This is a genomic window from Marisediminitalea oceani, from assembly GCF_003731635.1.
GTDB classification, from domain to species: Bacteria; Pseudomonadota; Gammaproteobacteria; order Enterobacterales; family Alteromonadaceae; genus Alteromonas; species Alteromonas oceani.
This window is the reverse complement of sequence record NZ_RCUA01000053.1, coordinates 57,785-83,915: the sequence shown is the minus strand read 5'-3', so window position 1 is coordinate 83,915 and position 26,131 is coordinate 57,785. Positions and strand designations below refer to the sequence as shown.

Here is a 26,131-nt window from a genome sequence, read left to right as displayed (position 1 = left end):
CCATGGAAGAAATCTATAAGACGGCCTATTTTGATGATCTTACTGAGTTGCCGAATATGCGTTCCTTCGAAATGGACCTGGCACGGGTACTTAATCAGGCGTCCTCACAGTTCAACGCCCTGGATATTTATTGCTGTCTCATCGACATGGATAACTTCACTCAGTACAACCTGAGCTTTGGCAAGCATGTGGGCGACAGAATCCTGGCCACCATTGCGCAGCGCATAAGTGCAGCGATTGAGGGGGACTTAAAGGTCTATCGCGGTATTGGTGATAACTTTCTGATCCTCTCAACCGCGCCGGTTGATGGTGAAAATCGTGAAAACGAGAATGTCATCAATACCCTGGAGTGGGAGGTCCACAAAGCCATTGTGACGCCCATCGAGGTGGATGATTTAATTCATTCAGTTACCGCCGCCATTTCCTCCTGCCGGTTAGCGGCATCGAAAGCCAGTTACGAAAAGGTCAACGGCGTACTTTCCTTCGGTAAAAAGCGTGCCAAGAAGCAAGGGCCGGGCAGTGTGTTAACCCTCGACAACGCTGCGTTTGAGGATTACAACCGCTATAACACCATCACCCACTCTTTTCAGCGGGCATTGCAGAACAACGAATTTTATCTGATGTTGCAGCCGCAGTTTAACGCGTCCAATGAGGTTATCGGCTCTGAGGCACTGATCCGCTGGGAACACCCGGAACTGGGTATGATCAGTCCGGTAGAGTTTATTCCGGTAGCGGAAGAAAGTGACGCTATCATAGACATAGGCAACTGGGTTATAAACGAAGCCTGCCGCTTACTCCATGACTGCGAGCAGCAGGGTAAGCATACCCGCATCGCGGTGAATATCAGCGGCCGCCATATTGTGCGCGCAGACTTTGCCGAAACCATTACGCAACTTATTGAAAAATGGGGGCTAGCACCCGATACGCTGATGCTGGAGATTACCGAAACCACGCTGGTATCGAGCATTGATTTAGTACGCGAGCGCATGGATAAGTTGGGCGAACTAGGCTTCTCTTTCTCTATTGATGACTTTGGTACCGGTTACTCCAGCCTGAGTTACCTGAAAGAATTACCCATTTCAGAACTTAAGATAGACCGCTATTTTGTGGATGAAATTAATTTCCACGATGACGAAGTGCCGATTGTGAATTCGATTATCGACCTGGCCCATGCGCTTGGAGTGAGTAGTGTGGCCGAAGGTATCGAGAACGAGTTCCAGAGAGAGTATTTGCGCCAACGTGGTTGCGAATATTTTCAGGGCTATTTTTATTCTCGACCGCTGCCTGAGAAAGCCTGGCGCGACTTTATTATGAACAGCTCACTGAGTAAAATTGATTTAGATTAAAAAAAGCGCAATTGGTCTAAAATTGTCGACATATAAGCCAATGGTCGTATGCGCAAACGGTCCATTTTCTATTACTGTAATAGCATATGGAAGTTTTCAGTGAAGATTTCAAACCGCATAATAATAGTGTAGGAAGTGAATTTGTATGTCATACCAAGCAGAATATCAGCGTTCAATTGAGCAACCCGCCGAATTTTGGGCAGAGCAAGCCAAAGCTCTGCCCTGGTTTAAAGCACCACAGGACATTCTTACCCAGGACAACGAGGGTATCTACCACTGGTTTGACGACGGTGAAATGAATACTGCCTACATGGCCGTTGATTATCACGTTGAAAACGGCCGTGGCGATCAGCCAGCCATTATCTACGATTCACCGGTTTCTAACAGTAAGTCTGTACTAACCTACGCACAGCTGCAGGAACAAGTTTCTCTGTTTGCCGGGGTGCTAAAAGCCCAGGGCGTAGAGAAAGGCGATCGTGTTGTAGTATACATGCCAATGATCACTGAGGCCGTGGTTGCCATGCTGGCGATTGCCCGCCTTGGTGCTATCCATTCAGTGGTATTTGGCGGTTTTGCGCCGCATGAATTAGCAGTGCGCATTGAAGATGCTGAGCCAAAACTGATTGTGACGGCGTCATGCGGTATCGAAGTGGCCAAGGTGATTGAATACAAGCCGCTTGTCGACAAAGCCATTGAGCTATCGGCCCATAAACCTGAGTGTTGTGTGGTACTGCAGCGCCCACAAGCCAAAGCGGCTATGCATGAAGGCATGGATATCGACTGGGCAGAGGCAATGGCGAAAGCTACACCCGCCGATTGCGTAGCGGTGAAAGGCACAGATCCGCTGTATATTCTGTATACCTCTGGCACCACCGGCAAACCAAAAGGTGTTGTGCGTGAAAACGGCGGCCATGCCGTGGCATTAAAATATTCCATGAAGGCGGTTTACGACATGCAACCGGGCGAAGTGTTCTGGGCCGCATCGGATGTGGGTTGGGTTGTGGGTCACTCCTATATCGTTTACGGCCCGCTTCTGCATGGTTGCACTACCGTTGTTTATGAAGGTAAGCCTGTACGCACACCCGATGCCGGCGCATTCTGGCGAATGGTAGATGAATACAAAATTAAAGCATTATTCGCAGCGCCTACTGCGTTTCGGGCTATTCGTAAGGAAGACCCGGAAGCGGCGGAAATTAACAAGTATGATATCTCTTCCCTGAAAACTATCTTTATGGCAGGTGAGAGACTCGATCCGCCTACCTACCTGTGGACGGTAGATAAAACCGGCAAGCCTGTGGTTGATCACTGGTGGCAAACCGAAACCGGCTGGGCTATCTGCGCCAACCTGATGGGTATTGAACCCAAACCGGCCAAGCCAGGTTCATCAACCTTGCCAACGCCTGGGTTCAATGTGCAGGTTCTTGATGCCCGGGGGAATGAGTTGCCCGCTGGTGAGCAGGGCGCTATCGCGATTAAGTTACCTTTACCACCAAGCTGTCTGGCAACCATTTGGGGCGATTTTGAACGCTTTAAGTCTGGTTACCTCAGCGACTTTCCCGGTTATTACTGTTCTGGTGATGGCGGTTACAAGGATGATGATGGCTATGTCTTTATTATGGGTCGAACCGATGACGTTATTAACGTAGCAGGCCACCGTTTATCCACCGGCGAAATGGAAGAAATCCTGGCGGCTCACGATGCCGTTGCCGAATGCAGTGTTATTGGCGTTCATGATGCCCTAAAAGGGCAGGAGCCCGTTGGTCTGGTATTGCTCAAAGATGGATACGACATCGACGAGGATGATCTGCAAAAAGAGCTGGTTGCTATGGTCCGCAAAGAAATAGGTCCGATTGCCTGCTTTAAGCGAGCCGTAGTGGTGCCAAGGCTGCCTAAAACCCGGTCTGGCAAAATACTCCGTAAGCTATTACGCCAGATTGCCTCGAATCAGGAGGTGGCAGTACCATCCACCATTGACGATCCGGCCAGTGTGCCCGAAATCGAAGCGATCATGAAAGAGCAAGGGCTGGTTAAGGAAGGTACCGATTAACCATAAAGTTTCAACATCAAAGTTGCTCTTGTGCGTTCTTCGGGAGCAACTTTTTAGCCGGCGAAAGCCGGCTTTTTTCTTTGACTTCCCCGCAGCCCGCTTGCAAAATGCGGTCAGATCCATATCCGATAATGAGTAGTACGTGATTGCGTCTTTCACCACGCCTGTCAGTGATTTGCTGGCGAGTTATTTTAATGAAATGAGCCTGATGTTAATGGCAACCCTGCTGGTTGTTTATGGCGACATCATCAACAAGCAGGTTAAACGCAGCCTGAGCGGCCTGCACTTTATATTGCGCAGCGGATTATTTGTGTTGCTGTGTGCGTTTGGATATGGTGCGCTTACCTTATATGGTGCGCCACTGCTTCATCATATCTTTAAATTCGTGGCCTACGAGTACCGTGGTGTGGCATTTATTGCCGCCTTTGTTGCGCTTGGTGTGGCCGCTGAGCGCAGGCGGTACATCTGATAGAATGGCGGTAGTTCAGGTCTGCTGAGAGCTAATAGCTGGTTTATAAATAGAAAATAAAAAACTAATGGCCAGTGATGAAATATGCTTTACTTTAAGCGGAATTAATTCATTTGCATTTATTCATTGATAATGTCTCGTTAATATTTAGGAGTATGGACATTCTTTTCGGAAATTAAGCTGTCCTAGACACTTACTATGCATTTGTATAATTTACCTTAAAACCTGTTTGTCGGATAGTTACATGGATGTACTCAAGATTAGCGACTGTATGATTGATCTTAACACTGGAGAGATGAAGTGTGGTGATCAATCACAAATCCTCTCGGACAAAAGCTTGCAGCTAATTTTATGTTTGGCAAAAGCAACAAGCCAAACTGTGAGCCGAAATGAGTTGTTAAATGAAATATGGCAGGATCGAGTTGTAACTGACGATTCACTTACCAATCTGGTGAGTATAACTCGCGCTCAATTAAAGCTAATTGGTCAAAATGATTTAATAAAAACGTTGCCCAAAAAAGGTTATCGATTAGTTGGTAATGTTGAATTTGTTTCTCATTCAAGTCAAAAACAGCCCAAGCAAGCTTCACTTAGCCTGACAACTCAAACCTTACGATTAATCACTAAAAGACACTTAGTTATTTCCTTCTTGTTAACGTGTATCGTTGCTGCTTTATTAATTGTCAATAGCGACAAAGATAAACTGACTGTGGCTATTTTGCCTGTCACACTCATAGACAGTGAATTTTCTTATGGAGAGAGCTTAATGCAGGAATTGCATTTCTCGGCTACTCAACAAAAGAACTTGTCTGTATTGTCTCATTCGCAAGCAGTAAAAACCTGGGGTGAAAAAGCAGACCTAAACATCCTAAATACTGAGCTCGATACGGATTACGCAGTGGAAACTCAATTACGTTCGCAAGGTGAGCACCAAAGAGTCACTATGCAATGGGTGAGCACCAAAAATAGGGAGGCATTATTGACCGGAGCTTATGATGTCTACACGCCTCTTCTGAAAAGTGACTCTGCGGTTATTTGGCAGAACATCAGTCAACTGTTTATTCAACAATCATTGTTTGAATTAGGAGTGTTTGATACCAGCAAAGCGAATACAGCAATTAATTTATGTAATTTATATTATCAACATTTTCTACTCTACAAAGATGGATTTCTAAAAAATATAGAGTTAATTGCTCCTAGTGGATTGAAAATTTGTGCAACAAGCATTGAGTTAGCACCACAAAATTTACAGGCCCGAGTTAATCAAATTGAGCTCTATGATGCGTTAATTAGAAGTGATTTACCCAATGCAGCTATGCAGAGCGTTTATTTGGAGTTATTTGAACAAGCGATTGAAAACTTAAAGCAGCTGCCAAATTCAGAAGTAGAAGTGATGGAATCCCGTTTACTTTTCTTAATTGCACAGGTGGCCAATTATGCTAAGGAAATTGACTTGGATAAAGTTTATTCCGAAAGCGAAAGTATCATTCAGACGCTTGAAAATAAAACAATAACAGCCAAATTTGCCAATAGAGCAGGGGTGATCCGGCAAAGGCATATCAATCATTTATTAAGGCAGGGAAAAAATGCAAGCGAGTTAGCAAAACTGGCTCATGCCATTGTAGATAAAGGGCTGGCATTGGAGCCCAACAATAACCATTTACTCTACACCAAAGGAGGCATCTATTTCAGACAAGCCTGGATGCAAGTGGCTGCTGGAGAAAACCCGACCCTGGCTTATAACAGTGCTATTGCTTTTTTTAAGAGTAGCCTGATGCAAGGTGATGCCAGAGCAGTGAATTACGATAGTATTGCCAGTTCATATTCTAATTTAGCTCGATGGCAAATCGAGCAAGGGGTACCCTTTGCGGACAATGCACAAAAAGCAAAAGAAGCTTATGCGCTAGCATTCGCCCGTTCTGAAACGAACTTTCGTAGTCGCAACAATGCTGCCGACATGTACGCCGCCTTAATGTGGGCCTACGGTAATTCAGAAGCCACATTCCAAGACTATTTTTCCGAAGGTGTTAAAGCAGCGAAAGCCGCTTTAGTCATTAAACCAGATTATCCGTACCCGAATTTTGTGCTATCACAATTGTACTGGGCTCAGGCCAAACTAGATTTTGCAGCAAATACCGGATCCGTAGTCGCTGCATTAGAGTGCGCTCAATATTTTAAGACCGGTGCAAACCTGATGTCGAAAAAAGCCAGCCTGTATGCTGCATTGGCGTATTGCCAGATTGTTGAAACGCAAATTAATATACAGCAACAGCGCTTAAACGATGCGTTAACATCGATTAATGCGCTACAACGCACCGTCTCAAAAATAGAGGAAATGGGACAAAAAAGTTTTCAGTTTTTGTTCGTAAGCGGCGAAGCGGCGTTGTTACAAGCGGCTCTGTCAAAGTTAAATCAACAGCCACAACAAGCGAACTCTTACTTACTCGAAGCTATAGGTAACTTTTCTCAGGCTATGAATCAAATCGATAGCAATCGTGAAGTATTGATGGGGGTAATGAAAGCGCTGATTATGAAAGAGCAATTAGGTGCAGAGGTTGGCTCTACAGAGTTCAGCGATTCGCGCTATACAATGTCTCATTTGTTACCACACTTTGACAATAATTTCCCCAATGACGGTCGCACTCCATTACTAACACAACTCTCCCAGTCGGATAAATTTGAAAAAAATCTAGTTCAGAGAAGTAATGAAAGTTTTGTGCAATTTATTCGAAGAGCGTCATTGTACTACAGTTTAGAGCCTTTTATTCGTGACTGAAGAGAATTGTTACTTATTGAAAAATGGTAAAAAATTATTATTTTGGTTTTTTTTAGGTTTTCTTTAGGTTTTTCTGTAGCTCTTGGCTTAGGTTATGTTGCAATCCTTTAAGACGACTAATATATAACCTACAGGGAGCGTGAACATGTCAAACATAAGGTTACACTGTCATTTATTACTTACTTTTACTCTACTTGTACTGGCCAATCCGGCTAGTGCAGCCATATTTTCAACCTTATCAAATGATAAAGGCTGGATTTACCAGGTAGAAAACCCGCCATTTCCATCCTCGTATAGTCAGGGAAATAACCAAAATACATTTACCGGTCGCAGTTTCAGAAGTGATTACAATAGTTTTTGGCAATTCGACATACAGGAATTTATGAGTATTGACCCGTCTAAACTGGTGATAAATTCTGTCGAGCTGTTTTTTGAAAATACTACTGATGCTGCGTTTATCAACTTAGTGGAAGAGAACTCGTTGTCGATTTTCGATGTTGATAATGACGAAGTTAACACTGGTGGTGACCTTTCTTACCGATATATGGATCTCCAATCGGGTAATGTTTACGGAACTGATGTGCTGGACTTTTACTCCACTTCCGAGTTGCCTTATGACACTGTGCCTGATCTTACCATTGAGTTAAATCAGGTTGCTTTGAACGACATTCTTGCATCAGCAACGAATTATTTCCAGATAGGCGTATATCTGGAGGGCCCACGTGATGTCAGTGATGGCAAGAATGCTATGGGCCTCTGGAGCAGTTCTGAAGGGCCGGTTGTTACCCTCAATATCGATTATGATCTAGAACCATCGGGACCAACCAAAGTAAATGCTCCTTCGATGGTCACGTTGCTTGGAATGGGAATCACTGGTCTGTTATTTAAAACAAACTGTCGCCGAAGAAAGCAGAAAGTGTCGCCCTTATGATATGTGAAGTGCCCTTCGTATTGAGTTAATTGGCCGAGCTGTGCCTGGAAGGTTTTCGGCAACGAACCTTTCAGGCACCAATGAGGTTGCTCTCTTCACACTAGCCTGGCTATTCATCTTTTCGAGTACTCAGGTGTACTTTGCAAAGTTGCCGAACAGCGTTCCTTCAAATTGCTCGGCTTGAGCCATTGTTGTGTAGTTCGGCGAACTTTCACAAGAATATTAGTAATACATATCCGCATCCACAGCCGGGGCGGGTGGGGCAATTTCAATGGCGTAGTACATTGCTGCAATCACTATAATGACCAGTATGAGTGCCAGTAATAGCCGCGAAGAAGATATACCCGGTTCGTTGGTGGGTTTCTTACCATGCAGCATAGCCGGTACCAGCATCTGCTTTTTAAAACGGGCATAAAATACTACTGCGCTAATATGCAGCGCAATTGCTGCCAGCAGAATATTAAAGGCCGTATGGTGAATAGAACTCATGGTGTCGCGGATGGCGTCGGACACGGCATCGTAATAAGGGCCGTTATTGATAATATCATCGCCAATAAATAAGCCGCTGATACCCTGTAGCGCCACTAACAACAGCAGGGCGATAACCATCCAGCCGCCCATAGGGTTGTGCCCGGCATGTTCTGGCGAATTTGGGTTAGTCACGGTTTTCGCATAGGAAAGCACTTTGCCGGGGCCGGCTAAAAACTGGCTGAAACGGGCGTAGGTGGTGCCTACAAATCCCCACAGCAAGCGGAACAAAATCAGGCCCAGCGTGAAATAGCCAATTTTAAAATGCCAGTCAATGGCGTCGAGTACCTCAGCAGTTAAGTATTGTGCCACGATGCAGGCTACCAGCAGCCAGTGGAAGAGGCGGGTCGGAATATCCCAGATAAGACGTTTTTCCATTTCTATAAGTCCTGTAACAAACCTTTTGGTGTTAAGTGTGATTAATTTTATGCGGCGCAATGGGTTCTCATTGAAGCCGGACAGGTATCAAAGTTCAACCATTTGTGGGTTTTCATCTGCACAGCTATCAGGCACAATTCGCCCATCAACAGTCACATTGCCCGGAAAACTGTCCCTACAGTCAACCAAGGGCACCTTAAATAAGCAAGCAGGTTTTCGATGAAAGTAGGTCTTTTTGGCGCCAATGGTCGGATGGGACGGGTATTGATTGAAGCGCTCAATGAACATGATACCGCCTCATTAAGTGTTGCATCGGTACGTGATGACTCTCCGTGGGTCGGTATGGACGTAGGTGAACTGGCGGGCATAGGAAAGCTGGAAACTGCATGTAGTGCTTTGTCTTCCATTGACCCGGCAGACGTCGATGTGATGATCGACTTTACTCTGCCTGCCGCGTTCGATAGTAACCTTAAATGGTGTGTGACCAATAACAAGCCTGTGGTCATTGGCACTACCGGTTTGTCAGCCGCACAGCTGGATTTACTGGCTGATGCAGCAACCAAAATTCCGGTGGTATTTGCCGCAAATTACAGTGTTGGGGTGAATTTAATGTTATCCCTGGTAAAACAGGCTGCCCGTGCATTGGGCGCAACTGCGGATATCGAGATTTTAGAGGCGCACCACCGCTTTAAACAGGATGCGCCGTCGGGTACCGCCATGGCGATTGGTGAAGCTATTGCTGACGAGCTGGGTCGCGACCTCTCAACCTGCGCTGTTTATGGCCGCGAGGGCAAAACACCGCCGCGAGACCACAACACTATTGGCTTTGCCACTGTTCGCGCCGGTGACGTAGTGGGTGAGCATACTGCTTTGTTCGCGGATATTGGTGAACGCCTGGAGATTACCCATAAGGCTTCCAGTCGCCTAACTTTTGCCCGTGGTGCGGTGCAGGCTGCCATGTGGCTGTCGCAGCAGGATGCCGGCCAGTACGGCATGAATGACGTATTGTCTTTAAATCAATAATAAATAGAAACGGCAGAAAATGGCCCAATGAATTGCTTTTTTGGCATGTTTGCGTGAATTTATAGCTTAACGGGTTATTTTAATAATTTTTCCAGATCGGAATAGACCTTTAAAGTCTCTTAAGCTATAATCCACGGAATTTGCCAAAAATTAGTGTTGAAACCGCTGCTGCATTAGCTTTAGCGGCAGTTTGAGCACATATTCATTAGCTGCAAATTCTAGTAAACGGGATGTAAATTGAATATTACCTCCCGTTTTTTGTGAGTGTTATTTAAAACTCTCGGTTATCCTTAATTTGGAGGTTGACTTGGCTAATTCCGCCCTTCTGGTCTTAGAAGATGGTTCTGTGTTTAAGGGTACTGCTATTGGTGCTCAAGGTATGTCAGTTGGTGAAGTAGTATTTAATACATCAATGACGGGCTACCAGGAAATTCTGACCGACCCTTCTTACGCTGAACAAATTGTTACTCTTACTTATCCCCATATCGGCAATACCGGTACCAACCAGGAAGATGTTGAATCAAACAAAATCTGGTCAAAAGGTCTGGTTATAAGAGATCTCCCTCTCGTTGCCAGCAATTTTCGAAATGAACAAACGCTGTCTGATTATCTCAAAGCCAACAATGTAGTGGGCATTGCAGATATCGACACTCGTCGCTTAACGCGCATTCTGCGCGACAAAGGCGCGCAAAACGGTTGCATCATCTGCACCGACGCGCTGGATGAAGCGGCGGCGCTGGAAAACGCCAAAGCGTTCCCCGGCCTCAAAGGAATGGATTTAGCTAAAGTGGTTTCGACCACAGAAATCACCGAATGGACCAGCGGTGTATGGGAGCTTGAAGGCGGCTATAAAGACGGTGCGGATTTTAAATACCATGTTGTGGCCTACGACTACGGTGCTAAACACAACATCCTGCGTATGTTGGTTGACCGCGGCTGTAAGTTAACGCTGGTGCCGGCACAAACCTCAGCCGAAGACGTCCTGGCGATGAATCCGGACGGTGTGTTCCTGTCAAACGGCCCGGGCGACCCTGAGCCATGTGACTACGCTATTGAAGCGATTAAAACTATCGTCGACACCGGTTTACCGGTATTCGGTATTTGTTTAGGCCATCAGTTACTGGCCCTGGCCAGCGGTGCTAAGACGGTCAAAATGAAGTTTGGTCACCATGGTGCCAACCACCCGGTAAAAGACCTGGAACGTGACGTGGTGATGATCACCAGTCAGAACCACGGTTTTGCGGTTGATGAAGCAAATCTGCCAGACAATCTTAAAGTGACGCACGTGTCGTTGTTTGATAAATCCCTGCAGGGTATTCATCGTATCGACAAACCGGCGTTCAGCTTCCAGGGTCACCCTGAAGCGAGCCCTGGTCCGCACGATGCAGCTGCATTATTTGATCACTTTATCGACTTAATCGAACAGTCAAAGCAGTAGGAACTTGCCCCAATGCCAAAACGTACCGACCTAAAAAGTATCCTAATCCTCGGCGCCGGGCCTATCGTTATCGGTCAGGCCTGTGAATTTGACTATTCAGGTGCCCAGGCGTGTAAAGCCCTTCGTGAAGAAGGCTACCGCGTAATTCTGGTTAACTCTAACCCTGCCACCATCATGACCGACCCTGAAATGGCCGATGCCACGTACATTGAGCCGATTCACTGGGAAGTGGTGCGCAAGATTATCGAGAAAGAACGTCCTGATGCAATCCTGCCTACCATGGGTGGTCAGACCGCTCTGAACTGTGCGCTGGATCTGAACCGCGAAGGCGTACTGGACGAATTTAATGTAGAGCTGATTGGCGCCACGGCTGATGCTATCGACAAAGCGGAAGACCGCGAACGTTTCGATAAAGCCATGAAGTCTATTGGCTTAGAGTGCCCGCGTGCAGAAATCGCCCACTCGATGGAACAGGCTCACGATGTGTTAAGCCGTATCGGCTTCCCATGTATCATCCGTCCATCATTTACTATGGGTGGTTCCGGCGGTGGTATCGCGTATAACATCGATGAGTTTAATGAAATCTGTACCCGCGGTCTGGATTTATCACCGACCAACGAATTGTTGATTGATGAATCACTGATTGGCTGGAAAGAGTACGAGATGGAAGTGGTCCGCGATAAAGCCGACAACTGTATCATCGTTTGTACCATTGAAAACTTCGACCCGATGGGCGTGCACACCGGTGACTCGATTACCGTAGCACCTGCGCAAACCCTGACCGACAAAGAATTCCAGATTATGCGTAATGCAGCCATGGCTGTACTGCGTGAAATCGGCGTGGAAACCGGTGGCTCAAACGTACAGTTTGGCGTCGATCCGAAAACCGGCCGTCTGGTAATCATTGAGATGAATCCACGGGTATCACGCTCATCAGCGCTGGCCTCTAAAGCAACCGGTTTCCCGATTGCTAAGGTAGCAGCTAAGCTGGCTGTAGGTTACACCCTGGACGAACTGGCAAACGATATTACCGGCGGTTTAACGCCTGCATCGTTTGAGCCGGCCATCGACTACGTAGTCACTAAGATCCCACGCTTTAACTTTGAGAAGTTTGCGGGTTCTAATGACCGTCTGACTACTCAGATGAAGTCAGTTGGTGAAGTGATGGCGATTGGTCGTAACCAGCAGGAATCACTGCAAAAAGCCCTGCGTGGCCTGGAAGTGGGCGCGACGGGTCTTGATCCAATGCTTGACCTTGACGATCCGGAAGCACAGAACAAGCTGGTTTACGAACTGCGTCAACCGGGTGCCGAGCGTATCTGGTACATCGGCGATGCTTTCCGTTCCGGCATGAGCGTAGAAGAAGTCTTTAAACTGACTAACATCGACCGCTGGTTCCTGGTGCAGTTAGAAGAACTGGTGCTGCTTGAACAGAAAGTGGCTGAGCTGGGTGTGGCCAATATCGATGACAATCTGATGACCACCCTCAAGCGCAAAGGGTTCTCTGATGCCCGTCTGGCAGAGCTTACGGCAGTAGCCGAAAGCGATGTCCGCGACCTGCGTTTAGGCATGGGCATTAAGCCGGTGTACAAGCGCGTAGATACCTGTGCCGCTGAGTTTGCTACCAGCACCGCCTACATGTACTCAACTTATGATGAAGAGTGTGAAGCTGCGCCTTCTGACAAAGAAAAGATCATGGTATTGGGCGGTGGTCCAAACCGTATCGGTCAGGGTATCGAATTCGATTACTGCTGTGTACACGCAGCGCTCTCGATGCGTGAAGACGGTTATGAAACCATCATGGTTAACTGTAACCCGGAAACCGTGTCTACCGACTACGACACCTCAGATCGCCTCTACTTCGAACCGGTAACGCTGGAAGATGTCTTGGAAATCGTTGCTGTTGAACAGCCTAAAGGCGTTATCGTGCAGTACGGCGGTCAGACCCCGCTCAAACTGGCCCGTGCCCTGGAAGCTAACGGTGTACCTATTATCGGTACTTCACCAGAAGCCATCGACCGCGCTGAAGACCGTGAGCGTTTCCAGCAAATGGTTAACAAACTGGCCCTGAAACAGCCTGCTAACGCAACCGTTAGCAACATGGAACAGGCGCTTGAGAAAGGCAAGGAAATTGGCTTCCCGCTGGTGGTTCGCCCTTCTTACGTATTAGGTGGTCGTGCGATGGAAATCGTCTACGACTTAAAAGACCTGAAACGTTACCTGAACGAAGCGGTGAAAGTGTCTAACGACTCACCGGTATTGCTGGACCGCTTCCTGGACGACGCTATCGAAGTCGATATCGATGCAGTATGCGACGGTACCGACGTAGTGATTGGCGGTATCATGGAGCACATCGAACAAGCCGGTGTTCATTCTGGTGACTCAGCCTGTTCACTGCCTCCGCACTCACTGCCAAAAGACATTCAGGACGTAATGCGCGAGCAGGTTAAGGCAATGGCTCTTGAGCTTGGCGTAGTTGGCCTGATGAATACGCAGTTTGCGATTAAAGATGGCGAAGTCTATCTGATTGAGGTAAACCCTCGAGCAGCGCGTACCATTCCGTTTGTATCGAAAGCCACAGGCGTACCTCTGGCCAAGATTGCAGCGCGGGTAATGGCGGGTAAATCACTCAAAGAACAGGGCTTTACTGAAGAAGTTATCCCACCGTTCTACTCGGTGAAAGAAGTGGTACTGCCATTTGCTAAGTTCCAGGGTGTGGATCCGCTGTTAGGCCCCGAAATGCGTTCAACCGGTGAAGTAATGGGCGTGGGTGATACCTTTGAGGAAGCCTATGCCAAGGCAAACCTTGGTGCTGGTGCACCGCTGCCTGCTTCAGGTAAAGCGTTGTTATCAGTGCGTCAAACCGATAAGCCTAAACTGGCAGAGCTCTCCAAAGCGTTAATCGCGAAAGGCTTTACCATTGAGTGTACCAGCGGTACTGCAGAATCTCTGCGGGCGCAGGGTATTGAAGTCTCGGTGGTTAATAAGCTTTCTGAAGGTCGTCCGAACATTGTGGATGCAATTAAGAATGGCGAATATTCTTACATTGTAAACACAACGGAAGGACGTCAGGCGATTACCGACTCGGTGTATATACGCCGTGAAGCGTTGCTCAACAAAGTGACCTACACCACGACCATGAATGCTGCGTTTGCAACTGTTCAGGCAAAATCCGCTGACGATCGCGGTAAAGTCACCTCGGTGCAGGAGTTGCACGCCAGAATAAACGGGTAATGACAAAAAGCAGGATCCTGTGTATTCTTCTTTAACGCATTAATTCGTTATTAACTATTGAAAAATGCGCCCACCGGGCGCATTTTTTTGTTTCAGGTAAACTATTTCCAGGTAAGTGAGAATAACAACATGACTCAATATCCTATGACTGCACGTGGTGCTGAGATGCTTCGCGAGGAGTTGAATCAACTTAAATCGGTAGAGCGTCCTAAAATTATCGCCTCAATAGCGGAAGCCCGCGAACATGGCGACTTAAAAGAAAACGCTGAGTATCACGCCGCCCGTGAACAGCAAAGCTTCTGTGAAGGCCGCATTCAGGACATCGAAGGTAAACTGTCTAATGCACAAATCATCGATGTCACTAAAATGCCTAACAATGGCAAAGTTATCTTTGGGGCTACGGTGACCATTCTTAACGTTGATAACGATAAAGAAACCACTTATCGCATCGTGGGTGACGATGAAGCCGACATTAAACAAAACCTGATTTCCGTTAACTCGCCAATCGCCCGCGGCCTGATTGGTAAAGAGCTCGACGATATGGTGAACATTAAAACGCCGGCTGGCACCGTTGAATACGAAATCATCGAAGTCGAATATATTTAATCATTTCTAAGAGCTGCTTTCGCAGCTCTTATTTTTTGCCCCTTTGTTTTACGCCCTGTATTAAACGGATTTATATGAAAGACACCAACACCGACGAAATTCAAACCCTCGACTCGAAAGTGGTTTATCAGAATCGCTGGATGACCGTGCGTGAAGATACTATTGGTCGTGATGACGGCTACCGCGGGATCTACGGGGTTGTGGACAAGCCGGACTTTGTGGTGGTGATCGCCATTGATGGCGACGATGTTTATCTGGTCGAACAATATCGGTATCCGGTAAAAGGCCGTCATCTGGAATTTCCCCAGGGGGCGAAAGAGGGCGCAGAAACCTTTGACGCACTGAGTGTTGCTAAGGCCGAATTAAGAGAAGAATGCGGTTTGCTGGCAGCCGACTGGCAGTACGTTGGCGAACAGTTTCTGGCCTATGGTATGTGTTCCCAGCGCTATCATATTTTCGTGGCGAAAACCCTCACCAAAACGGCTCAGGAACTCGAAGAAGAAGAGCAGGGGCTCACTGTGCATAAGCTGCCGCTGGCAGAAGTAAAAGCCCGCATAGTTAACGGTGAGATGATGGATTCAACCACCTGTAATGCGTTTGGACTGGCAACACTTAAAGGCTATCTTTAATCATGCCAGCCGAATCGCTGCAAATCAGGGTAGACGATTTATCCGGTGGTGATGTTATTGCGTTGCTCGAGGAACATCTGGCTGATATGTATGCGACATCGCCACCTGAGTGCGTTCATGCTCTCGACGTTGATAAACTCCAAGCGCCGGACATTACCTTTTTTGCGGCTCGCTCCGGGCATAAACTGCTGGGTTGCATCGCTTTGAAGCACCTTAACGCCGCTCAGGCCGAAATCAAATCCATGCGTACACCAGCCAGTGCACGGCGCACTGGTACAGGTAAAAGATTACTTGAGCATGTTATTGATTATGCCGAAATACGCAGCTATCAAAGCTTATGGCTGGAAACGGGCACCATGGACTTTTTTGCCCCGGCCAGACAGTTATATCAGCGCTACGGATTTCAATTTTGTGGGCCATTTGCCGACTATCAGGCCGATCCCAACAGTTGTTTTATGTGCAAAACTTTATAATCGCCAGCCGCTATGCTTGTAACCGGTCGGCCTGACAGGGCCCCTGAACTCTTTTTCCATTAATTCAGATCAAGCATTGCTTCACTTTACCTTGTGTTCACCAATGCTCTCCAGCACACTCATCTACAGGCGATATATTAACCAGTTATACGACCTATAAACACTGTTTATGGCAGATGCGATGATGACAGCATGTTAATTAAGTGTGATCTCTGTATTCATACAACTTATAGGCTGCATAAGTGAAACTTAATTTTATGCACAAAATAGAATATATATTGATATTTAGTCGTAAAAAATGATTTTTTATGCAATTCAAACAGTTGTTTATATTGTCTTTTAGCAACTGCCGTGATACTAATCTGTTTCCAAAAATAATGCCCGGGAAAAGCAATGACTACACCGATTTCAGAATTACTAATGGAAGCTGGCAATTTACTGCTGGTGGGAATGGGCTTTGTTTTTGTGTTTCTGACAATCCTTATTTTCGCGGTAAACGCGCTCAAGGCTTTTTGTGAGCGTTTCCCTGGTCAGGAGCCGCAGGCGCCGGTAAGAGCGTCGGGCACGAAAGCCACTTCAACAGCTGCCGCCGATAACAATGTTATCGCTGCCATATCTGCTGCTGTGCACGCGCACAGAAACGCAAAGAATAAATAACACACTTTAGGAGAACACATGTCTAAGCCACTGGCGATTACCGAACTGGTGCTTCGGGATGCGCACCAATCACTGCTAGCAACCAGAATGCGTCTGGACGATATGCTACCCATCGCTGAAAAGCTTGATAACGCGGGTTATTGGTCGATCGAGTCCTGGGGTGGTGCCACCTTCGATTCGTGTATCCGTTATCTGGGTGAAGATCCCTGGGAACGTATCCGTGAGCTGAAAAAAGCCATGCCAAAGACTCCGCAGCAAATGTTACTGCGTGGTCAGAACCTGCTGGGGTATCGCCATTATGCCGACGATGTGGTTACCCGCTTTGTTGAGCGTGCGCACGACAACGGTGTAGACGTATTCCGTATTTTCGATGCCATGAATGATGTACGTAACCTGGAAACAGCCATCAAAGCCGCAGTAAATTGTGGTGCACATGCTCAGGGTACTATCTCTTACACTGTGAGCCCGGTGCATAACCTCGAGTTGTGGCTGGATATGGCGAAAAAGCTCGAAGACATGGGTGTTCACTCTATCTGTATTAAAGATATGGCAGGCCTGCTTAAGCCTTACGAGTGTGAAACGCTTATCACCGAACTGAAGAAAACCGTTGATGTGCCGATTGCCATGCAGTGTCACGCCACTACCGGCCTGAGCACTGCCACTTACCAAAAAGCCATTGACGCTGGTATCGACATTCTTGATACCGCGATTTCGTCTATGAGTATGACTTACGGTCACTCAGCAACCGAAACGATAGTGTCGATTCTGGAAGGCACCGAGCGTGATACCGGCCTGGATTTACCGGAGCTGGCTGAGATTGCCGCCTACTTCCGTGATGTGCGTAAGAAGTACGCTAAATTTGAAGGCAGCCTGAAGGGCGTTGATGCGCGTATTCTGCTGGCTCAGGTACCTGGTGGTATGCTGACCAACATGGAAAGCCAGCTCAAAGAGCAGGGCGCAGCCGATAAATTTGATGAGGTACTGCAGGAGATCCCGCGCGTTCGTGAAGATCTGGGCTTTATTCCTCTGGTTACACCTACCTCGCAAATCGTTGGTACTCAGGCAGTACTCAACGTACTGACCGGTGAGCGTTATAAGAGTATTTCCAAAGAGACTGCTGGCGTACTGAAAGGCGAATACGGCGCTACTGCTGCACCGGTTAACAGTGAACTGCAAGCACGCGTGCTGGATGGCGGCGAAGCAATCACCTGTCGACCTGCCGATCTCATTGAACCAGAACTGGAAAAACTTGAAACTGAACTCGATAGTCTGGCAAAAGAAAAATCCATTTCTCTGGCGAAAGACAAAATCGACGACGTGCTGACCTATGCGCTGTTCCCGCAAATTGGTCTTAAATTCCTTGAAAACCGCAACAATCCGGATGCCTTTGAGCCGGTACCCACTGGTGAAGAAGCTGCACCTGCTGCACCGGCAGCCAGTGCGCAGGCCTCAGCATCAGAAGCCGCGGTTTATGATGTACGTGTTGATGGCAAGCTGTATAGCGTAGAAGTGGGCGCACAAGGCGAGTTAGGCGCTATTACTCCGGCGCCAGCGGCATCGGCTCAGGCAGCACCTGCTGCTGCGCCTGCACCATCTGGTCAGACTATTAATGCGCCACTGGCAGGCAACGTGTTTAAGATCCTGGTATCGCCGGGCGATCAGGTAGCTAATGGGGATGTGGTGATCATTCTGGAAGCCATGAAAATGGAAACCGAGATCCGCAGTGCCTTTGACGGCACAGTATCTTCAATTCAGGTAAAAGATGGTGACAGCGTTTCCAGCGGTCAGCCTCTGATTAGTTTGGGTTAACCGGCCATGGAACAATTAGCCATATTATGGGACAGCACCGCGCTGGCCCATTTTCAATCCGGCCAGTTAATTATGATGGCAGTAGGCGGACTACTGCTGTATCTGGCCATCGTTAAAAAGTTTGAGCCACTACTGTTATTTCCAATTGGTTTTGGTGCCTTACTGACCAACATTCCACTGGCCGGTTTTACCGAGCCGGGCGGCATGTTGTATTACATCTACGAAGTGGGGATCCACTCCGGCGTGTTCCCTCTGCTCATTTTTATGGGCGTGGGCGCAATGACGGATTTTGGCGCGTTAATCGCTAACCCGCGGATGCTGTTACTCGGCGCGGCTGCGCAGTTTGGTATTTTTGCCACGCTGTTCGGAGCGATTGCGCTTAACTTTATTCCGGGCTTCGATTTCACCCTTAAAGATGCCTCGGCAATCGCCATTATCGGTGGTGCTGACGGGCCCACGGCTATCTTCCTGGCTTCCCGGCTGGCGCCAGACTTACTCGGCGCTATAGCGGTTGCTGCGTATTCTTATATGGCACTGGTACCTATTATCCAGCCGCCCATTATGAAGGCACTTACCACGCCGGAAGAACGCAAGATTGAGATGGCTCAGTTACGTCATGTTTCTGCCAAGGAGAAGGTGTTATTCCCACTGGCAGTGCTGTTCCTGACCATTCTGTTTCTGCCTTCAGCAACGCCGCTGGTAGGTATGTTCTGCTTTGGTAACCTGATGAAAGAATGTGGTGTGGTAGACCGTTTAAGCAAAACTGCTCAAAACGAATTAATCAACATTGTGACTATCTTCTTAGGGTTAGCCGTTGGTTCTAAGCTGTCAGCGGATAAATTCCTGACGGTTGAAACACTGGGTATTCTGGGGCTTGGCGCCATTGCCTTTGCAATTGGTACTGCAACCGGTGTGATCATGGCTAAAATCATGAGCAAAGCCAGTGGCGGTACTATCAACCCGCTGATCGGTGCCGCCGGGGTATCAGCTGTGCCTATGGCTGCCCGGGTCGTTAACAAGGTTGGTCTTGAAGCTAACCCGCATAACTTCCTGCTAATGCATGCTATGGGGCCAAACGTTGCCGGCGTGCTGGGTTCTGCTGTAGCAGCTGGTGTGCTGTTAGCCCTGGTGGGCTAACTTATTAATCGGGTTCCCGCATGGTTTGTTGCGGGATCAGCGACTGATAAGACATTACCAGTTTCTTGGTCATTTCGTGCTGAGGCCATCGAAAGATGGTCTCGGTTTTACCACTCTCAATAATCTGTCCCTTATCCATCACAATCACCCGGTCGGCGATGTGCCGGACAATCCCCAGGTTGTGCGAAATAAAGATAAACGCCAGACCCATCTCTTTTTGTAATTGCAGGATCAGGTTTACCGTCTGGGAGCGGATAGTGGGATCCAACGCCGCAAAAGGCTCGTCGGCAATCAGTACCTTTGGGTCGGGTAATATGGCTTTCGCCAGTGAAACACGCTGTTGCTGGCCGTCAGAGAGCATATGACGGTAAAAATAGATGTGTTCCCGTAGCAGCCCTACTTTTACCAATGTATCGCCTATGAGGGCTTTACGTTCGTTTTCAGCCATGGATGAATTTAACCGTAGGGGTTCATCGAGGATTTGACCCACCGTAATCCCCGGATTAATCGACTCGCTGTTATGCTGAAAAATCATGCGGATGCCGGTTATGTCGGCTTTTTTACGCGCCACCCGGTGTTTTACCGACCAGTATCTTTCTTCCTGCAACTGAATATGGCCTTCATCGGGTTCCACTGCACCGGCCAGCATTTTTGCCAGCAAGGATTTACCTGAACGGTTCTGACCAATAATGGCAATGGTTTCGCCTTTGGTTACCTGCATATCTATCGGGCCGAGAGAGAATACCTCCGGCTTTTTCAGCCAGCGCTTTTTGCTGCTGTGGCGAAAAGTTAAGCCGCTGACATTGAGGATTTGCGTCATACTTTCTCCCGATGCAGTGGAAAGTGGCAGCTATAGCTATGATCATGAATCTTACGCACCGCCGGGACATTAACGCAGGCGCGCTGGGCGCGCGGGCAACGAGGGCCCAGACGACAACCAATAGGCAGATGCTGTAGGGTAGGGATGGTACCGGCCAGGGTTGGTAACTGTGATTTGGGCGGTAAATCCTTACTGAAACTGGGCGCGCTGTCCATCAACGCCTTGGTATACGGATGCAGCGGCCGTTTACGAATATGCTTCATTTTGCCGGATTCCACTGTCTGACCGCAGTACAGCACCGTCATGGTATGCGACATACTGGCAATGGCCAGCAAATCGTGGCTGACAAATAAAATACCTAATGAGCGGGTCTGATTCAGACGCGACAATAATTTTAGTACCTGTACTTTAGTGGTGGTTTCCATGCCCCGGGTCGGGTCATCGGCAATCAGCATCTTCGGCTGACTGATAAGTGCCATGGCCAGCATCAGTTTCTGACCGATATCAGTAGGGATCTGATGAGGGTAAGCGCGCAGATAATGTTCGTGGTCTTTTATGCCCACTTTGTGCACGGTGTTAATAACCACTTTGCGTCGCGATTGTGCCCGTTGCCAGAACCAGCTACCTTCAATAAGTTGATCTGGCAGGGATTCTTCCAGTTGTTCACCAAGGGTAACCGACGGATCCAGCGAGGCAATGGAATGTTGAAACACCACGCCGATATCCTTACGCAGGATTTGCCGGCGCTTTTGCTCAGACATCGACAGCAGGTTATTACCATTCCAGCTCATGCGATCGGCGGTGATATTCCAGTTCGGTGGCGTTGCCCCGGATATCGCCTGTACAATCAGACTTTTACCTGAGCCTGACTCACCCACTAAGGCACGGATTTCACCCGAGTTAACGGTCAGGTTAATCTTATCGAGAGCTTTAATCACCTGGGTACCTGTATCGATTTCCAGGGTCAGGTTTTTAATATCCAGTAAAGGCATTAGCGATTCACCCGTTTGCGTAGCGCAGAACGCAGTCCGTCACCTACTATAGTAATTGACAATACCATCAGAAATATCGTCACACCAGGAATGGCAATATTCCAGGGGGCCAGGTAACCGGCGTCCAGACCAGTGGCCAGAATAGCTCCCAGCTCTGGCAGTGGTGCTTGTGCACCAAGGTTTAAAAAGCCCAGTGCGCTGATATCGATTACCGCAATAGACAGGGCCAGAGTGCCCTGTACCACCAGCATTTCAATCATATTGGGTAAGATGGAGTGGTAAAAGAGCTGCAGATTGCTGGCGCCATCAAGCGTAGACGACTGGATATAGTCTTTTTTCATTTCGCCGCGCACAAACGAGCGGGTATGGTGCACAAACTGCGGGATTAGCGCCAGCGTAATAGCCCACATACTGTTCACCAGACCACTACCCAGAATGCCAACAATGATAATGGCTATCAACAGGGTGGGGATGGCCATCAGCGCATCCAGCAGGTGGTTAACCACACTGGAGCGAACTCCGCTTAGCATACCGGCTACGGTGCCAATGGTGACGCCAACCAGCATGGCAATAATGACTACCAGCAAACTGGTACCGAAAGTAACCCGGCAGCCATACATAATGCGTGAGAATAAGTCCCGGCCCAGCGCATCGGTACCAAACAGATGAGTAATCGAGCCGTTAGGCGCCCAGCTTGGCGGGATCAGTAATGCTTCGGTATTCTGGTAAGCAGGGTTGTAAGGCGCAACCAGGGGGGCAAAAAAGGCGAAAAATACAAATAACAACAATACGGCCAGCCCGACCAAAGCAATATGACTGGACTTAAACGCCCGCCAGGTGTGTTGCCACGGCGACGGATGGGCTTCATCATCGTAGAGGCTAAATCGTGACACTTTCGTATTTTTCCCTGCTTGGATCGATTAAACGGTTAAATAAATCAATGGCAATGGTGATCATCACCACCAGCGTCGAAACGGCCAGCATGCCCATACGCAATGCAGAATAATCCCGCTGATATATGGCCTGAATCAGCCAGTTGCCAATGCCAGGCCAGGAAAACAAGGTTTCCACAATCATTGCATTGGTGATCAGGGTAGTGATCTGCATGGCCATCAGCGGCAGAATGGGCAACAGGGCATTACGCAACACATGGCGGAAAAATATCTGCTTGCTGGATAGGCCTTTGGAGCGTGCGGCAATGATGAAAGGTTTATTCAGCACATCGATAATAGAGCGCCGGGTTATTCTGATCATCGATGCAGTAGACATAAACGCAATGGAAAGTACGGGCAGGATCAGGTGCAACAGGGCATCGCTGAAAGCCGCCGCTTTATCGACGTTATCAGCCAATAATATATCAATCATCAGGAAGCCGGTTTTCGGCGGAATATCAAATAACAGGTTAATTCGTCCAGACAGCGGTAACCAGCCAAATTGCAGGCTAAAGGTTAAAATAAACAGTACAGCCAGCCAGAATACCGGTACAGAGTACGCCGTTACGCTAATTGAGTTAATGGTAAAATCAGTGGCGCTGTAAGCACGCAAACCGCTGTAGCAACCCAGTGGTATGCCTACCAAAACCACAATAAACATGGCACAGGCACTGAGCTCAATGGTAGCGGGCAACGCCAGCATAATTTCCTTTGACAGTGGCTGGCCGGAAATCAGGCTAACTCCCCAGTTACCGGCAAAGAGCTCGCTGAGGTAGTCGGCAAACTGCACAATGACGCTGTTATTAAGATGGTACTGATTCATCAGCGCTTCGTGCTGGATCAGGTTTTGTGGCGTAATACCGGTTAAGGTAGTCACCGGCTCTGCAGGAAACAGGTAGATCAGTGAAAACGACAGGGCACTCAGTGACAGTAAAGTCAGGCTGAATAAAATAGTATAGCGAAACAGGATCCTAATCACGTTGCTTGGTTACCCCGCCCAGTCTGACACCGCCATAAGGGTTAATCACCATACCATTTAGTTCTTCACGATAAGCCTGATACCGCAAAGCATGGGCTATTGGTACCATTGGCAGTTTATCGAACAGCAGTTCGTTGGCCTGAAAATATAATGCTTTGCGGATGTCAACGTCTTCGGTTTGAATCGCCCGGTCGAGGATTTCATCATAGGCCGGATTACACCAGCGGGCGCGATTGGTGCCCGAGGGAATGGCATCACAACTTAATAATGGCCGATAGAAGTTATCCGGATCGCCGTTATCTGCCGACCAGCCTATCAGTACCGAATCGTGGTTGCCGAGGCGCAACTGGCGGCGGAAGGTAGACCAGTCGTAACTGACAATATTCACCTCTACTTCAATATCGGCCAGGTAACGCTGAATCAGCTCTGCCATCTTCTGCGCATTGGGGTTGTAGGCCCGCTCCACGGGAATTGCCCAGACAGACATGGTAAAACCAGGCTCTATGCCAGCTTCATCCAGCAGTTGCCGGGCCAGAACCGGATTATAGCCGGTATCCTGGGCATCCGCCTGGTAAGCCCAGCTGGCAGCCGGTAACAGCGATTTAGCGCGGGTCGCGCTGTCAAAATATACTGCTTCAATCAGGGTGTTTTTATCAATAGCGTAGGCGAGAGCTTTGCGCACTGATGGGTTATCAAACGGCGGGCGTTCGGTATTGAAAGCCCAAAAACCAATGTTCAGGCCGGCTTTCTCGGCCAGCACTAAATCTTCCCGTTCACGGATGATTTGGTGATCAACCCGGGCCGGAAAGGCCACGGCATCGCATTCGCCGGTCATCAATTTTGCCAGGCGCAATGAGCTCTTAGGGGTAATATCGAATATCAGCGCTTTGCTTGCCGGGGTGCCTTGCCAGTAATCGTTATTGACATCATACCGGATGTAATGGTTTTTCTGATAATCGGCATACTGATAAGGGCCGGTGCCAATGGGGAGTCGGTCGATTCTTTCCGGGATGCCCTGGGACATCAGCAAATCCGCATACTCGGCAGACAGGATTACCGAGAAATCACTGGCAATGTTGGCCAGGAATGAGCTGTCCCGTTGCTTTAAGCTAATTTCCACTTCATAGGGCGATACTGCTTTAATATCAGCAATATTGTCGGCCAGTCCCAGTGATTCAAAGTAGGGGTAATATCCGCCTGAAACTTTATGAAAGCTGTGTTGAGGTAATCGCCAGCGGTTAAAAGAAAACAGTACATCACTGGCATCGAAGGGGCGACCGGGCGTGAAGTAATCGGTGGTGTGAAATTTTACATCCCGGCGCAATGAAAAATGGTATAGAAGCCCGTCATCGCTAACTGACCAACTGGTTGCCAGTGATGGGCGGATACGGCCGCTCTCGGTATCAAACTCAAGCAGTCGGTCGTATATCTGATGGGCAGTGGCATCGGCAGTAGTGGTCGAGGTATCGAGCTGCGGATTCATCGAAATGGGATCGCTTTCGGAACAATACACCAGACCGTTAGTATAGTTTGCACTGTATTTTTGCGGCGAGCAGCCACCCAGTAATGTCAGCAAAGCTGTTGAAATCACCGGCCAGACCAACCACTTGTGCATGATTACTCTTCCTCGGTGGCCGCAGAGTCGAGCAGGTTGTACTTTTTAAGGTAGCCCCGCAACTGGTGATAGGTCAGGCTGAGTTTCTCGGCCGTTTTCTTTTGATTGTACTGACTGTCAGCCAAAGCTTGCTGAATCAGTTCGATTTCATACTGCTGCGATAGATTCTTCAGATCCACCGGATACTCTGTGGCAGGCGTTACCGGTGCCGCCGGGGCCACAGGTTCAGCAGCGACAGCGGTGTCGCTGATGCTGGATGTAGATTTCGCTTCTGACTGCTCGGCAGGTGCAGAGATTCTGTCCTGGGTTTTAACTCGCCCTTTTGGCCGAAATGCCGACTCAAAGGGATCGAGAATAATTTCATGGACCGGCAAATGAGGGTTGTTACAGCGGTATACGGCGCGCTCCACGACATTTTTAAGCTCACGGATATTACCCGGCCAGTCATATTCAAGCAGGGTACGCTTGGCTTTTTCGGTAAAGCCGCTGAACAGCTCCATTTCCAGTTCCCGCGCCATATTAATGGCAAAGGTTTCAGCCAGTAACATAATGTCTTCCTGGCGCTCACGCAGTGGTGGGATGGTAATTACATCAAAGGCCAGTCGGTCGAGCAGGTCGGCACGAAACTCGCCGCTGTCGGCCAGCGCCGGGAGGTCTTCGTTGGTGGCGGCTACTAAACGCACATCTACCTTAAGCGTTTTGTTACCCCCAACACGCTCAAATTCACCGTATTCGATGACTCGCAGGAGCTTTTCCTGAATCAAACCGGAGGTATTGGCCAGTTCATCCAGAAACAGGGTGCCGGTATGCGCCAGTTCGAACCGGCCTTCGCGGCGTTTACCCGCGCCGGTAAAGGCACCAGCCTCATAACCAAAGAGCTCGCTTTCCAGCAAATTCTCATTCAATGCGGCACAGTTTAACTTTACATAGTTTTGATCCCAACGCTGCGACAAAAAATGCAAACGCGCTGCAATCAGCTCTTTACCGGTACCACGTTCACCGATAATGAGCACAGGTTTATTGAGCGGGGCAATTTGTGAAACCTGCTCTAAAACCTCTAAAAAACTGTTAGCCTGGCCAAGTAAATTATCTTGCTGGCGAAAACGACTCATTAATTCCCTCAAAAAGTAGCCAAATCGACCAATTAATAGTGTAGATTAAAAGGATTGTTGATTACAGCGTTTATTGATATTAAATATTCGCTAATAAATTCAATGTTTTAGTTTATTCTTGTGAGTTGGCGCGGTATTTGTATGTGTTAGTACAAGTTGAAACCAAGTTAATCCACATGTTTAACACGCGCTAGAGGTAA

General features: G+C 48.2%; 21 protein-coding genes and 1 pseudogene. 15 read left to right on the top strand and 7 right to left on the bottom strand.

What is annotated here, in order from left to right; translation table 11 throughout:
- Positions 1–2: 2 nt before the first annotated feature.
- From D9T21_RS23285 to D9T21_RS15245, 6 genes and pseudogenes are all read left to right on the top strand, one after another.
- Positions 3–422: pseudogene (locus tag D9T21_RS23285) on the top strand (GGDEF domain-containing protein); the annotation flags it as partial.
- A 99-nt stretch (positions 423–521) separates the two neighbouring features.
- Entirely contained in the window at positions 522–1,346 is an 825-nt protein-coding gene (locus D9T21_RS23280) for a putative bifunctional diguanylate cyclase/phosphodiesterase (RefSeq protein ID WP_377939634.1), read from the top strand.
- Positions 1,347–1,491: 145 nt separating this feature from the next.
- Positions 1,492–3,393 carry a propionyl-CoA synthetase gene (locus tag D9T21_RS15260; protein WP_123325796.1) on the top strand — a complete coding sequence of 634 codons (1,902 nt, stop codon included), beginning with the start codon at positions 1,492–1,494 and terminating at the stop codon, positions 3,391–3,393.
- Positions 3,394–3,535: 142 nt separating this feature from the next.
- Positions 3,536–3,862, top strand: a complete 327-nt coding sequence (locus D9T21_RS15255; RefSeq protein WP_241155723.1) for a DUF3392 family protein — start codon at positions 3,536–3,538, stop codon at positions 3,860–3,862.
- A 244-nt stretch (positions 3,863–4,106) separates the two neighbouring features.
- The gene (locus D9T21_RS15250) at positions 4,107–6,638 is read left to right on the top strand and encodes a winged helix-turn-helix domain-containing protein (protein WP_123325795.1); all 2,532 of its coding nucleotides are present in this window, start codon (positions 4,107–4,109) and stop codon (positions 6,636–6,638) included.
- A 145-nt stretch (positions 6,639–6,783) separates the two neighbouring features.
- Positions 6,784–7,569, top strand: coding sequence for a hypothetical protein (locus D9T21_RS15245; protein ID WP_123325794.1), 786 nt, complete (start codon positions 6,784–6,786; stop codon positions 7,567–7,569).
- 222 nt (positions 7,570–7,791) lie between these two features.
- Here the strand turns inward: D9T21_RS15245 and D9T21_RS15240 are convergent, their stop codons facing one another.
- Entirely contained in the window at positions 7,792–8,475 is a 684-nt protein-coding gene (locus D9T21_RS15240) for a cytochrome b/b6 domain-containing protein (protein WP_123325793.1), read from the bottom strand.
- A gap of 219 nt (positions 8,476–8,694) precedes the next feature.
- On the opposite strand from D9T21_RS15240, the gene dapB reads away from it, so the two are divergent.
- The 9 genes from dapB to D9T21_RS15195 all read left to right on the top strand — a co-directional run bounded on the left by dapB (position 8,695) and on the right by D9T21_RS15195 (position 19,481).
- Entirely contained in the window at positions 8,695–9,498 is an 804-nt protein-coding gene (dapB, locus tag D9T21_RS15235) for a 4-hydroxy-tetrahydrodipicolinate reductase (RefSeq protein ID WP_105934465.1), read from the top strand.
- 307 nt (positions 9,499–9,805) lie between these two features.
- Positions 9,806–10,936, top strand: coding sequence for a glutamine-hydrolyzing carbamoyl-phosphate synthase small subunit (gene carA / locus D9T21_RS15230; RefSeq protein WP_123325792.1), 1,131 nt, complete (start codon positions 9,806–9,808; stop codon positions 10,934–10,936).
- A gap of 12 nt (positions 10,937–10,948) precedes the next feature.
- Positions 10,949–14,170 (top strand): carbamoyl-phosphate synthase large subunit, encoded by a 3,222-nt coding sequence (carB, locus tag D9T21_RS15225; protein ID WP_123325791.1) that lies wholly within the window; start codon positions 10,949–10,951, stop codon positions 14,168–14,170.
- Between the two features lie 129 nt (positions 14,171–14,299).
- Positions 14,300–14,776, top strand: a complete 477-nt coding sequence (gene greA / locus D9T21_RS15220) for a transcription elongation factor GreA (protein ID WP_123325846.1) — start codon at positions 14,300–14,302, stop codon at positions 14,774–14,776.
- A gap of 74 nt (positions 14,777–14,850) precedes the next feature.
- On the top strand, positions 14,851–15,405 hold the full coding sequence (locus D9T21_RS15215) for an NUDIX domain-containing protein (protein WP_123325790.1): 555 nt from the start codon (positions 14,851–14,853) through the stop codon (positions 15,403–15,405).
- A 2-nt stretch (positions 15,406–15,407) separates the two neighbouring features.
- On the top strand, positions 15,408–15,878 hold the full coding sequence (locus D9T21_RS15210) for a GNAT family N-acetyltransferase (protein ID WP_123325789.1): 471 nt from the start codon (positions 15,408–15,410) through the stop codon (positions 15,876–15,878).
- A gap of 393 nt (positions 15,879–16,271) precedes the next feature.
- Positions 16,272–16,535 carry an OadG family protein gene (locus D9T21_RS15205; protein WP_123325788.1) on the top strand — a complete coding sequence of 88 codons (264 nt, stop codon included), beginning with the start codon at positions 16,272–16,274 and terminating at the stop codon, positions 16,533–16,535.
- Positions 16,536–16,553: 18 nt separating this feature from the next.
- The gene (oadA, locus tag D9T21_RS15200) at positions 16,554–18,344 is read left to right on the top strand and encodes a sodium-extruding oxaloacetate decarboxylase subunit alpha (protein ID WP_123325787.1); all 1,791 of its coding nucleotides are present in this window, start codon (positions 16,554–16,556) and stop codon (positions 18,342–18,344) included.
- 6 nt (positions 18,345–18,350) lie between these two features.
- Positions 18,351–19,481 (top strand): sodium ion-translocating decarboxylase subunit beta, encoded by a 1,131-nt coding sequence (locus tag D9T21_RS15195; RefSeq protein WP_105934473.1) that lies wholly within the window; start codon positions 18,351–18,353, stop codon positions 19,479–19,481.
- A 4-nt stretch (positions 19,482–19,485) separates the two neighbouring features.
- Here the strand turns inward: D9T21_RS15195 and D9T21_RS15190 are convergent, their stop codons facing one another.
- From D9T21_RS15190 to pspF, 6 genes are read right to left on the bottom strand one after another with little or no spacing between them, the layout of a single operon-like run.
- Positions 19,486–20,301, bottom strand: a complete 816-nt coding sequence (locus D9T21_RS15190) for an ATP-binding cassette domain-containing protein (RefSeq protein ID WP_123325786.1) — start codon at positions 20,299–20,301, stop codon at positions 19,486–19,488.
- Positions 20,298–21,293, bottom strand: coding sequence for an oligopeptide/dipeptide ABC transporter ATP-binding protein (locus tag D9T21_RS15185; protein ID WP_123325785.1), 996 nt, complete (start codon positions 21,291–21,293; stop codon positions 20,298–20,300). The genes D9T21_RS15190 and D9T21_RS15185 overlap by 4 nt, the downstream gene beginning before the upstream one ends.
- Positions 21,293–22,186 (bottom strand): ABC transporter permease subunit, encoded by an 894-nt coding sequence (locus D9T21_RS15180; protein WP_123325784.1) that lies wholly within the window; start codon positions 22,184–22,186, stop codon positions 21,293–21,295. Before D9T21_RS15180 ends, D9T21_RS15185 begins: the two co-directional genes overlap by 1 nt.
- Positions 22,173–23,204: an ABC transporter permease gene (locus tag D9T21_RS15175; protein WP_123325783.1), complete on the bottom strand. Its 1,032-nt coding sequence runs from the start codon at positions 23,202–23,204 to the stop codon at positions 22,173–22,175. The genes D9T21_RS15180 and D9T21_RS15175 overlap by 14 nt, the downstream gene beginning before the upstream one ends.
- The gene (locus tag D9T21_RS15170) at positions 23,197–24,819 is read right to left on the bottom strand and encodes an ABC transporter substrate-binding protein (RefSeq protein ID WP_123325782.1); all 1,623 of its coding nucleotides are present in this window, start codon (positions 24,817–24,819) and stop codon (positions 23,197–23,199) included. The genes D9T21_RS15175 and D9T21_RS15170 overlap by 8 nt, the downstream gene beginning before the upstream one ends.
- 2 nt (positions 24,820–24,821) lie before the next feature.
- On the bottom strand, positions 24,822–25,931 hold the full coding sequence (gene pspF / locus D9T21_RS15165; protein ID WP_123325781.1) for a phage shock protein operon transcriptional activator: 1,110 nt from the start codon (positions 25,929–25,931) through the stop codon (positions 24,822–24,824).
- Positions 25,932–26,131: the final 200 nt, after the last annotated feature.